Origin of the sequence: Gordonia neofelifaecis NRRL B-59395, from assembly GCF_000192435.1 — a bacterium.
In the GTDB taxonomy this organism is placed as follows: Bacteria; Actinomycetota; Actinomycetes; order Mycobacteriales; family Mycobacteriaceae; genus Gordonia; species Gordonia neofelifaecis.
This window is the reverse complement of the sequence record NZ_AEUD01000011.1, coordinates 1-11,861: the sequence shown is the minus strand read 5'-3', so window position 1 is coordinate 11,861 and position 11,861 is coordinate 1. Positions and strand designations below refer to the sequence as shown.

The window sequence follows — 11,861 nt, the reverse complement described above, 5'->3', positions numbered from 1 at the left end:
AATGCCGGGCAGGTCTCTCAGCGCTTCGGATTCCCGTCGTGTGCGGTATCGCCTGCGGGATAGAGGAATCGGTGAGTGCCGCGGCTGAGCTGGAACCCGCGATTCCAGTTCCGGCAGGCGACCACGCCGGCGCGCGGGACGGCGCAGGTGACGTTGACGACGGTGATCCGGCTGCCGATCGGCAGCACCGGCGCGCGGAAGCCGCTCACCGGGCCCAGCCGGAACGACGAGCCGGGCCGGACCCAGTAGGGCCCCTGGCTCTCGCCGGCGAACGCCACGCCGATCACACCGGGCGGCGCCGTGGCGGGACGGCCCTTGCACGCCGCGGCGTTGGCCTGGGGACCGATCTGGCACGACCACCGTCCGGTTGTGAAGTAATGGCGACCGTTGTCGCTGTAGGCGAGTGACCGGTAGGCGTCGGCGTTCACTGAGCGATACTGCGAGAAGTCGAAGTCCGCCGTCGGCGGCGCCGCTTGTGCGACCCCGGGCAGCAGGGCCGCCACCAGCGCGATGACGGCCACGATCAGCGTCCGAACGCCCACCCGTACCGGATTCGAAGCATGCACCAGCCCATTGCAACACGGCCGCGCGGCCGTCACTCGCCGTTCGTCGAATCGACGGTCCGCGGGCGCGATGACAATCGTGCGAAATGACTACGCCTGAAGTCGTGCTGGACAGTATTCCGGCGTGGCGCAAGCCAACACGCCGATGGCTTCAAAACTCGCCGTTGTGGATTTCGTCAACAGGGTCTGACCTGCATGTATATCCCACTATCCACCTCGTTTCCCCATCTCCTCCACAGGGTTGTTCACATGTCTTCCTGCACTGTCCACAGTTGTCCACATCTCATCAACAGACTTGTCCACAGCAGATGTTTGGCAGAGCGGGCTCCTCGCCCTAACCTTTCTGAAGGGTTCGGTTTCCCAGTCGGAAACCCGGCCGTCGCCGTTGTCGGACTAGGGGGTAAGTGAGTGGCTATCGAGGCCGATCTCGGGCGTGAGCCCGATCTCCCGCCCGAGCCGCCGACGGAGGAGTTCGGACGACAGCCACCGCAGGACCAGCAGGCCGAGCAGTCGGTACTCGGCGGCATGATGCTCTCGAAGGACGCGATCGCCGACGTCCTGGAGCGGATTCGTCCCGGCGACTTCTACAAGCCCGCCCACCAGGCCGTGTATGACGCGATCCTCGAACTGTACGGCCGTGGCGAACCGGCCGACGCCGTGACCGTCGCCGCCGAACTGGAGCGCAAGGGGGAGTTGCGCAAGGTCGGCGGGGCACCGTACCTGCACACGCTGATCTCGACGGTTCCGACCGCCGCGAATGCGGGCTACTACGCCGAGATCGTCGGAGAGAAGTCGATCCTGCGGCGCCTCGTCGAGGCAGGCACCCGCATCGTCCAGTACGGATACGCCGGTGCGGACGGTCAGGACGTGGCCGAGGTGGTCGACCGCGCGCAGGCCGAGATCTACGAGGTCACCGAGCGCCGCACGACGGAAGACTATGTGCCGCTTGAGGAACTGCTTCAGCCGACGCTCGATGAGCTGGACTCGATCGCCTCGCGCGGCGGGCTCTCTCTCGGCGTGCCGACCGGCTTCGCCGATCTCGACAAGCTGACCAACGGGCTGCACCCGGGCCAGATGATCATCGTCGCCGCACGTCCGGGCGTCGGCAAGGCGCTGGCGCTCGACACCCCGCTGCCGACACCCACCGGCTGGACCACGATGGGCCGCGTCGCGAAGGGCGACCAGCTGCTGGGCGGCGACGGTCGTCCCACCACAGTGGTCGGCGCGACCGACGTGATGACCCGCCGTCCCTGCTACGAGGTGGAGTTCGACGACGGCGGCGTGATCGTCGCCGATGAGCAGCATCAGTGGGCCGTCGAACTGGACGGTGAGGATCGCCTTCTCACCACCGATCAGCTGCAGCTCTACAGCGGGCGGGTCAGCATCGCGAACACCGCGCCGCTGGAGTTGCCGTACCGGCCGCTCGCGTACGGTCCGTACACCGTCGGAGCCCTGGCGGGAATGGCGTACGACGACCCGGAGATCGGTGCACGCATCGAGGCCGAGGGACCCGTCGACGTGATGACGCTGATGACCGACCTCGGCGGCCGCATCCCGCACGAGTACCTGCGCGGTTCGGTGCCGCAGCGGCGGTCGTTGCTGGCGGGCATCCTCGACTCACGTGCGCGCGTGGACGACGACGGCTGGATCACCGTGCCCGCCGCCACCAACCACATGTCGTCCGTCGTGGGCGACCTCGCGGCCGGACTCGGCTACACGTTCCGTCGGGCGAGCAGCGGCTGGGTCCGGCTGAACGCCCCGGACCAGGTGTTCACCGTCTTCGACAAAGCGCAGCGGCACAAGGAGCTTCGCGGCAGCGTGCGCGCCCGTCGGGTGGTGTCGGTCCGTTCGATCCCGAGCGTTCCGGTGCGCTGCGTCGAGGTGGACAACATGAGCCATCTGTACCTGGCCGGCGAGGCGATGGTGCCGACGCACAATTCGACGCTGGCGATGGACTGGCTGCGGTCGGCGTCGATCCACAACGGACTGACCTCGGCGATGTTCTCGCTGGAGATGAGCAAGACCGAGATCGTCATGCGACTGCTCTCGGCCGAGGCCAAGGTCAAACTCGGCGACATGCGCTCGGGCAACATGAGCGACGACGACTGGAGCCGGCTGGCCCGCCGGATGGGCGAGATCACCGAGGCTCCGCTGTTCATCGACGATTCGCCGAACCTGACGATGATGGAGATCCGCGCCAAGGCGCGCCGACTGAAGCAGAAGCACGACCTGAAGCTCGTCGTCATCGACTACATGCAGCTGATGACGTCGGGCAAGAAGGTCGAGTCGCGCCAGCAGGAGGTCTCGGAGTTCTCGCGCTCGATCAAGCTGCTCGCCAAGGAACTCGAAGTGCCGGTGGTCGCGATCAGCCAGCTGAACCGTGGTCCCGAACAGCGCACCGACAAGCGCCCCCAGGTCTCCGACCTACGTGAGTCGGGTTCGCTGGAGCAGGACGCCGACATGGTCATCCTGCTGCATCGTCCGGACTCCACCGAGCGCGACGACCCGCGTGCGGGCGAAGCCGACATCATCGTCGGCAAGCACCGTAACGGTCCGACGGCGACGATCACCGTCGCGCACCAGCTCCACCTGTCTCGGTTCGTGGACATGGCTCGGGGTTAGCGGCTCGATGTCGAGATGCAGCGAAGATTAGCAAGGTGGTCCCGCTTGTTTAACAAGCCTGATCACGGCGTAAGAATCGCCCTGACTAGGGCAAACATGGTCAGGCGAGCGTTGCCCGTAGCCCGCGTTTCGGTATGATTTCCTGCTAATTTTGCCGGGGAATCTATTCCTGGAAATCGCCGAGTGCGCGGGTGAAACCGGGCGACGAAGGGGCTGAAGTGACCGGCGGCTGGCGGCAGGCTATCGGCGATTGGCTTGTGGGATGAGCTCGTCTAATTCGCAGATGACGTTGGTGCTGGTTTTGGGGATGTGCTCGGCGGATTCGACGCTTGCTCGGTGACTCCGTGACCGGGCTTGGTCAGCGGAAGGGTTGCGAGGTGCTTCTGGAGCCGCTTCGACATCGGCATGAACGTGACGAAGGTCAGGCTTCCCGAGACAACCGCGCCTACCAGCGGCACGACCTTGGCTGCGCTCTTGGCGAAGACCTGCTTGGTCATCTGAATGCCCAGGAGCCCTGCAACCTTCTTGACCACCGGATATATCGCACCCTTGGTGAGAGCCTTCTGCGGCAGCTTCCTGGCCACTTCACTTGCGATCAACTTCGAGACTTGCGCCACTCCGGCCTGGGCCGCGTTCACGCCAAACATCACGCCGATGAACAGTGAATCGCCCCGGGTTTGTCAGAGGCTCGCAAGTGCCGCGTCGGCGGGTACCGGTGCGGGGTGGTTGTGATGATAGGTGTCCTCGAGCTCGATGGGCGGGATCATGCCGATCTCGCCGTGCAATCGCCGGTGATTGAACCAGTCGATGTATTCCGCGGTCGCGATCTCGAGGTCGTCGATATTCTTCCAGGGCCCGCGGTTGCGGACCAGCTCGGCCTTGAACAGCGAGTTGAAGGCCTCGGCCAGGGCATTGTCGTATGAGTCGCCGGTGGAACCGACCGAGGCGGCCGCGCCAGCCTCGGCAAGACGCTCGGTGTAGCGGATGGCGACGTATTGAACGCCCTTGTCGCTGTGGTGCGTGAGCCCGGTGACCGACTGGCCTGCGCGATCGCGGGTCCAGATGCCCATCTCCAACGCGTCCAGCGCAAGGTCGGTCCGTAGCGACTTCGAGAGCTGCCAGCCGACCACGCGGCGAGAGAACACGTCGATGACGAACGCGGCATACACCCAGCCGACGAAGGTGCGGCAGTAGGTGATGTCCGCGACCCACAACTGGTTCGGAGCGGTTGCAGTGAAGTCGCGATCGACCAGGTCAGGCCGACTATCCGGGCCGCGACCGGAGATCGTGGTGCGCGGGCCCTTGGCTCGGCTAATCCCTCGTAACCCCGCAACGCGCATGAGCCGCTCGACCGTGCAGCGCGCGACGACGACGCCCTCGCGACGCAGTTGGGCGTGGACCTTCTTCGCCCCGTAGACGCCAAAGTTCGCCGAGTGGACGCGGTGGATCTCGATCAGCAGTTCCTCGTCGCGCAGTGCTCGCTTCGAGGGTGGTCGGGTCTTGAACGCGTAGTACGTGCTCGGCGCGATCTGCGTGCCCGCTGCGGTCAGCGTCCGACAGATCGGCTCGACGCCGAACTCATGCTTGTACTGGTCGATGTATTCCACGATCAACGCTGTGGGCGGTCGAGCTCCGCCGCGAAAAAAGCCGAGGCCGACCTCAGGATCGAGTTCGCCCTGCGCAGCTCACGCACTTCCTTCTCCAGCTCGACCAGGCGCTGGGACTCGCTGGTCGTGGTCCCGGGACGGTGCCCCTCGTCGACCTCGGCCTGCACAACCCAGTTCCTCAAAGTCTCGGGATTGATCCCCAGTTGCTCGCCCACACGGCGGAACGTGCCCGACCTCGTCGATGGATCGCGCCGTGACTGAACAGCCATCCTCGTGACTCTCTCCCGAAGCTCGTCGGGGTACTTCCTCGGTGCTGCCATGCTCCTCATCCTCCCGTGGATTCAGAGCCTCCACCAGACCCGGGGCGATTCACCCTTCAGCAGTACCCACCCCAGCCCTGCCGCCAAGCCCCGAATTGATCTACCAACCCTTCGCCGAAGGTACCCCGGAGGCGGGCACCGTGGCGCCGACCTTCCTGCCGGGTCGGGGTGTCGAACAGGTGAATTGCACGACTAGCCCGGCGGACACTCCTCGACTTTCGCTATTATCAGTAGCACTTCGTGCGAACCAAGATCGCCAGGCGCCCGAGAGCAGTCTCGGGGATGGGAGTGTGGGTGCGGTGATGGCGGCCAGGCGCGACGCGGGTCCTCGGTCCAAGGACGTGATGGATGACAAAGACCCGCGTTTGGTTCGTTCACGCAACCGGTTGGTTGATGCGGCATCTGCCCTGTTGAAGACCGGCGGGGTTGATGCAGTCACGGTCGGGGCGGTCTCCCGGATGTCGCGGGTGGCTCGAACGACGTTTTACCGGCATTTCGACGGCACCACCGATTTGTTGGCTGCGGCGTTCGAACGATTGTTGCCCCACGCCGACGTCCCTGACGCGCACGGACCAATCCGCGACAGTTTGGTGCGGTTGGTCCGTGCTCAGGCTGCGTTGATCGAGCAGGCGCCACTGCAATTGACCGCCTTGGCGTGGCTGGCGATGGTGCCGGAGGAGCCCGGGGAGCAGCAGAACACCCTCGCGCCGCTGCGCGCTCGTGTCATCGCGCAGTACCGGGAACCGTTCGATCAGGTGTTGCAGAGCGCCGCCGCCCAGAAGGAACTCGACGAGTTCGATCCCGGCGTGGCCATCACCCAGCTCGTGGGCCCGCTGGTCTTCGCGCGGCTGTCCGGCCTTCGCTCGATGAGTGGCGCGGACTGCGAACAGCTTGTCGACGACTTTCTCGCCGCCCACCGCCGCTGATCCGATAGTCCCGCGTCGCCGAACAATCCATTCCTTTCGCTACATGCTGTAGCGTAGTAATACCGATTGATTCATTTGTCGAAGGGTGTGCGATGCCAACGCAGCGATGGATGCGTGAGCAGTGGTGAAGCTTCGGCGATCGACCGGTCGCGGTGAGTACAGCCGGTCGCTGGGGCAGGTGGGACGCTTCGTCTTGTCGCACAAAGCGCTGGTAGCGGGCGTCTGGGTGGCTGTTGCCGTGGTGTTGGCTGTGCTGTTTCCCCAGTTGGAAACAGTTGTGCGCCAGCAATCGGTGGACCCAATTCCTAAGGGCGTGCCGTCGTTTCAGGCGCTCGATCGCATGGGCGAGGCGTTCGACGAAAAGGGCGCGAAGACCACGGTGTTCGTGGCAATGGAAGATCCGGCCGGACTCACCGAGCCCGCCCGCCAACGCTATGACGACCTCGTGGTCCGGCTCCGCGCCGACCGCGATGATGTGCAGGCCGTACGCGACCTGCTCGCCGACCCGATCACTGCCCGACAAGCGCTCAGCGAAGACGGCAAAGCCTGGTACTTGCCCGTCGGGGTCAGCGGCAGCCTCGGCGGGCCGACGGCGGCCCACGCTGTGGAATCGATCCGCGAGACCGCAGCAGAGGTCTTTACCGGCACCAGCACGACAGTCCACGTGACCGGACCAACAGCGACCTTCAGCGACCAAATCGTCACCGCTGAAAAGGATCTGGTGGTCATCACCATCGCCACCGTCGTGCTGATCGCCATAATCTTGCTGATCGTCTATCGGTCGGTGTTCACTGCGTTGCTACCGCTTCTGGTCATCGGTATCAGTCTCGCCGTAGCCCGCGGAGTCATGTCTGCGTTAGGCGAACTGGGCATGCCAGTCTCGCAATTCACCGTTGCGTTCATGACCGTCATCTTGCTCGGCGCCGGTGTGGACTATTCGGTCTTTGTGATCAGCAGATACCACGAAAGGCTGCGCCAAGGCGCCGCCGCGTCCGACGCTCTCATCGATGCCACCGCCACCATCGGACGGGTGATCCTTGCGTCGGCAAGCACTGTTGCTCTCGCGTTCTTAGCCATGGTCTTCGGGCAGCTCAGCGTCTTCGCCACCCTCGGCCCCGCCTGCGCAGTGGCGATCCTCATCGGATTCCTCGCCACCGTCACGTTGTTGCCGCCAGTGCTGCTGTGGGCTGCGCGATGGGGGTGGGGTGCCCCGCGCAAAGACCTCACGCGGCGCTACTGGAACCGCATCGCGGTCCTCGTCGTACGCCGCCCGGCGCCGTTGCTGGCCGTCAGCCTCGTCGGATTGACGATCCTGAGCGTCACCGCGCTGGGCATTCAGATCACCTACGACGACCGAGACGGTCAACCCACAACCACCGACAGCAACGAAGGTTACGCACTGCTCAACCGGCACTTCCCGCAAGACATCACCATCGCGGAATTTGTCGTCGTGGATTCGCCCACCGATCTGAGAACAACCAACGGACTTGCCGACCTTGATCAGATGGCAGCTCGGATTGCGCAGATCCCCGGCGTCACCCGTGTGGTCGGTGTCACTCGCCCGACCGGAGCCAAACTCGAACAAGCCCAACTCTCCTGGCAGAACGGGCAGATCGGCGATCGGGTGGCCGGCTCAGTGGGTGAGGGCCAAGCCCGCAAAGGTGACCTCGAACAATTGCGTTCTGGTGCAGACCAACTCGCCGACGGCCTCGAACAACTCGACATACAGATCCGCACCAATCTCACCCCACTGGCTGGCATTCTTAACCAAGTCACCACCATCGGGGCCGAAATAGGTCAATACCAACCACTTCTACAAACACTGACCGCCGCCGCACCCCAACTCGACCAAGCCGCGCAGAACGCCCCTCAGCTAGCAGCCCTGGCCGAACAGTCATCAGCCGCCATAGCCACAATCACCTCAGTGCTCCCGTTACTGGATAACTCAGCGCTGTGCACTCAACTACCCCAATGCAGCACCCTGCGCCAACAAGCCCGCGATCTCGCCGCACTCCGCGACAGCGGGTTCTTCACCCAGATCACGACACTGTCCACCCAGCTCGCGCAGATGGACACCCCCCTCACCGCGGTCACCAACCAACTCAACGCCACCGTCGCCACCCTCGAGACCACGCTGGGAACCATCGGGGCCCAAGACCTGCCAACCAAACTCGCCCAACTGCAGACCGGGGTCTCCCAACTCGCCGCCGGCTCGCGAACACTCGCCGAAGGCGTATCTGCACTCGTCGACAGCAACCTTCAACAACTCGCCGGCATGGCCACGCTCGCCGCCCAACTACAGACCACCGCGCGCGAAACCCGCGGCTCGGACTCGGCCACCGGCTTCTACTTACCCAAAGATGCTTTCGCTGACCAGCAATTCGCCGACGTTGCGCGCCAATTCATCTCCCCGGACGGACACACCGTGCGCTACGCCGTCCAGACAAGCTTCGACCCCTACAGCGCGGACGCCATGCGCCTGGCCAGCACCATCGCCACCGTCGCCAACGACGCAAAACCCAACACCACCCTGACCGACTCCACCGTCTCCGTCGCCGGCTTCCCCGCTATCAACGCCGACCTGCAACGACTGCTCACCAACGACTTCCGCCTCCTGGCCCTGGCCACCCTGGCCATCGTCGGCATCATCCTGATCATCCTGCTGCGCTCACTGGTCGCACCCATCTACCTACTCGGCACCGTCGTACTCAACTACACCGCAGCATTGGGCATAGGCGTCCTGATCTTTCAGCACATACTCCACACCGACATCGCTTGGCCTGTGCCCCTATTAGCGTTCATCGTCCTGGTAGCCGTCGGCGCCGACTACAACATGCTGCTGGTCTCACGATTGCGCGAAGAATCACATCACAACGTCCGAGTCGGAGTGCTCCGCACCGTCACCAACACCGGCTCAGTTATCACCTCAGCAGGCCTCATCTTCGCCGCCAGCATGTTCGGCCTCATCGCCGGTTCCATCGGCATCATGACCCAAGTCGGACTCATCATCGGCGTAGGCCTTCTCATCGACACCTTCATCGTCCGCACCATCGTGGTACCAGCCATCGCCACACTCCTCGGCAACGCAAGCTGGTGGCCCCAAAAGCCAACGACCCCTCCCACCCAACGCCGCCACCGACCCCACCCCGCAAAGCAAACATAAAGCCGGGGGACTGCTGCACGACCAGGTGACAGTTTCGGTGTCATGCCGCTGAGGCGGCTGTGTTGATGATCGTCTCGTATTCGATCGGGGTCAACCGGCCGAGGCGGGCCTGACGACGGCGTCGGTGGTAGGTCCGTTCGATCCAGGTGACGATCGCGATCCGCAACTGCTCGCGGGTGCTCCAGCGGTGCCGGTCCAGGACGTCCTTCTGGAGGAGCGCGAAGAACGATTCCATCGCTGCGTTGTCGCCGGCGGCACCGACTCTGCCCATGGACCCAACCAGGCCGTGTCGGTTGAGCGCGGACACGAACTTCCGCGACCGGAATTGAGAGCCCCTGTCCGAATGGACAATACAACCCGAAACATCGTCCTCTCGGCGGGCAACAGCGTTGTCCAGAGCGGTCACGGCGAGACGGGACTTCATCCTGGAGTCGATGCTGTAGCCGACGATCCGCCCCGAGCAGGCGTCTTTGATCGCGCAGAGGTAGAGCTTGCCCTCGTCGGTCCAATGCTCGGTGATATCAGTGAGCCACACTTGGTCCGGTGTGTCGGCGGTGAAGTCGCGTTCGACCAGATCGTCGTGCACAGGCGGGCCCGGCTTCTTACCGTTCTTCCCACGTTTCTTGCCGAAGCTCGACCACCACTGGTTGGCCGAGCAGATCCGCCATGCCGTCCGCCCGCTCATCGGCTGACCAGCAGCTTCGGCTTCATCGGCGAGGAAGCGGTACCCGAACTCCGGGTCATCACGATGCGCGTCGAACAGGGCGTTCGCCCGCTCCGCTTCGACCCAGTCTGCCGCGGTGACCGCGTCCCTGAGCCACCGGTAGTAGGGCTGTCTGGAGAGCTTGAGTACCCGGAACGTCACCGTGACGGGGATTCCGTCGGCGGCGAGCTCTTTCACGAGCGGGTAGAGCCTTTTCCCGGAAGGTTCGCCTGCGACAGATATGCCGCAGCCCGTCGCAGGACCTCGTTCTCCTGCTCCAACAACCGATTCCGCTTCCGAAGCTCTCTCAGTTCGGCAGATTCGGTCGACGTTGTTCCAGGCTTGTGTCCGTCGTCGATGGCGACGCGGCGCATCCACTTGGCCAGGGTCATCTCATGGATCCCGAAGTCTTTCGCGACCTGCGCGAGTGTCACGCCAGGTTCACGGTCTCGGGCTACCCGGACCACATCGTCGCGGAACTCCTGCGGATAAGGCTTAGGCACGATAGTCATCCTTCCAGGCCCACCCTCGGGCAAGCCAGATCAGATGTCACCTATACGTGCAGCAGTCCCGTTAGCCCGCTTCAATTCAGTGTTCTCGCGTCTGAGTCGCTTGAGTTCGGCCGATTCCTCAGTCGTTGTTCCCGGCCGCTGGCCAGCATCGACCTCGGCCCGACGACACCACTTGCGGACCGTTTCTGGCGTACCTATCCCGAGTAGCTCAGCGACCTTGCCCATCGCTGCCCACTCCGAGTCATCCTCAGCCCGAATCTCAGCGACCATCCGGATCGCCCGCTCACGCATCTCGGCCGGGTACCTCTTCGTCCCACTTCCTGACATGACTCCATCCTTCCCAACGAACAGAGTCTCCGGACACGCCGGGGCGATTCACGATGAGGATGGGCGCCGGCTGGTGGTGCGTAACGGCTACCACAACCCGCGGGAGGTGATGACCGCCGCCGGTGCGGTTCCGGTGCGGGCACCAAGGGTCAACGACAAACGGGTCGACCCTGAAACTGGTGAACGCCAACGGTTCTCGTCGGGGATCATCCCGGCCTGGGCACGTAAAAGCCCCGAGGTCAGCGCGGTGTTGCCGCTGCTGTACCTGCACGGGTTGTCGTCGGGAGATTTTGGGCCGGCGCTGGAGCAGTTTCTTGGCTCGGGTGCGGGGTTATCGGCGGCCACGATCACTCGACTGGCCAGCCAGTGGCAGAAGGAAGCGGCCGCCTTCGACGACCGCGACATCACCAGCGATTATGTCTACCTCTGGGTCGACGGCATCCACCTCAAAGTCCGGCTCGAGCAGGAGAAGCTGTGTCTGCTGGTGATGATCGGCGTGCGTGCCGACGGCCGTAAAGAGCTCGTCGCCCTGGCCGATGGGTACCGCGAATCCACCGAATCATGGGCCGATCTATTGCGGTCGTGCCGACGCCGCGGCATGGCGGCCCCGAACCTGGCCGTCGGGGACGGGGCGCTGGGGTTCTGGGCTGCGCTGCGCGAGGTGTTCCCGGACACCCGAGAGCAGCGGTGCTGGTTTCATAAACAGGGCAATGTGCTTGCCGCACTGCCCAAGTCGGCCCATCCGAATGCGATCAAAGCGATGCAGGAGATCTACAACGCCGAGGACATCGGCTACGCCCGTAAGGCCATCGCCGCCTTCGAGAAGACCTACGGGGCGAAGTATCCCAAAGCGGTCGCCAAGATCGTCGACGACGCTGATGTGCTGCTGGAGTTCTACCACTACCCGGCCGAGCACTGGACCCACCTGCGCACGACCAACCCGATCGAGTCGACCTTCGCCACCGTGCGGTTACGGACCAAGGTGACCAAGGGACCCGGCTCCCGAGCCGCGGGACTGGCGATGGCCTACAAGCTCATCGAAGCCGCACAAGTGAAATGGCGAGCCGTCAACGTGAAGCGCCCTGGGTTCCGTTCCGAGTCTCAGCAAGGAGAATCGG

7 protein-coding genes, 2 pseudogenes and 1 other annotated feature are annotated in these 11,861 nt (G+C 64.2%); of the genes and pseudogenes, 4 read left to right on the top strand and 5 right to left on the bottom strand.

From position 1 onward, the window contains the following. Window positions 1-17: 17 nt before the first annotated feature. Window positions 18-566, bottom strand: coding sequence for a hypothetical protein (locus SCNU_RS12780; protein ID WP_139025997.1), 549 nt, complete (start codon window positions 564-566; stop codon window positions 18-20). A gap of 405 nt (window positions 567-971) precedes the next feature. Between SCNU_RS12780 and dnaB the strand changes: the two genes are divergently transcribed. Next, on the top strand, window positions 972-3,185 hold the full coding sequence (dnaB, locus tag SCNU_RS12775) for a replicative DNA helicase (RefSeq protein ID WP_009679798.1): 2,214 nt from the start codon (window positions 972-974) through the stop codon (window positions 3,183-3,185). A 272-nt stretch (window positions 3,186-3,457) separates the two neighbouring features. On the opposite strand, the gene SCNU_RS12770 is transcribed toward dnaB, so the two are convergent. Beyond that, a complete protein-coding gene (locus SCNU_RS12770; RefSeq protein ID WP_238526442.1) occupies window positions 3,458-3,835 on the bottom strand; it encodes a hypothetical protein in 378 nt (125 codons plus the stop codon). Between the two features lie 30 nt (window positions 3,836-3,865). Beyond that, window positions 3,866-5,112, bottom strand: a protein-coding gene (locus SCNU_RS12765) for an IS3 family transposase (protein ID WP_223291304.1) whose coding sequence is annotated in 2 segments (ribosomal slippage) — window positions 3,866-4,827 and window positions 4,827-5,112 — 1,248 coding nt in all. Because the reading frame shifts where the segments join, the coding sequence is not laid out codon by codon here. Then, window positions 4,706-4,834, bottom strand: a sequence feature (AL1L pseudoknot). It overlaps the preceding gene by 129 nt. 344 nt (window positions 5,113-5,456) lie before the next feature. Here SCNU_RS12765 and SCNU_RS12755 point away from each other — a divergent pair. Together SCNU_RS12755 and SCNU_RS12750 are read left to right on the top strand one after the other, a co-directional pair. After that, on the top strand, window positions 5,457-6,038 hold the full coding sequence (locus tag SCNU_RS12755; RefSeq protein ID WP_020173037.1) for a TetR/AcrR family transcriptional regulator: 582 nt from the start codon (window positions 5,457-5,459) through the stop codon (window positions 6,036-6,038). Window positions 6,039-6,159: 121 nt separating this feature from the next. Next, entirely contained in the window at window positions 6,160-9,201 is a 3,042-nt protein-coding gene (locus SCNU_RS12750) for an MMPL/RND family transporter (RefSeq protein WP_006896682.1), read from the top strand. Window positions 9,202-9,241: 40 nt separating this feature from the next. On the opposite strand, the gene SCNU_RS12745 is transcribed toward SCNU_RS12750, so the two are convergent. After that, window positions 9,242-10,407, bottom strand: a protein-coding gene (locus SCNU_RS12745; protein WP_420795022.1) for an IS3 family transposase whose coding sequence is annotated in 2 segments (ribosomal slippage) — window positions 9,242-10,120 and window positions 10,123-10,407 — 1,164 coding nt in all. Because the reading frame shifts where the segments join, the coding sequence is not laid out codon by codon here. A gap of 69 nt (window positions 10,408-10,476) precedes the next feature. Further along, window positions 10,477-10,743: pseudogene (locus SCNU_RS20700) on the bottom strand (transposase); the annotation flags it as partial. A gap of 52 nt (window positions 10,744-10,795) precedes the next feature. Between SCNU_RS20700 and SCNU_RS12735 the strand changes: the two are divergent. Next, a pseudogene (locus tag SCNU_RS12735) lies at window positions 10,796-11,861 on the top strand (IS256 family transposase); the annotation flags it as partial.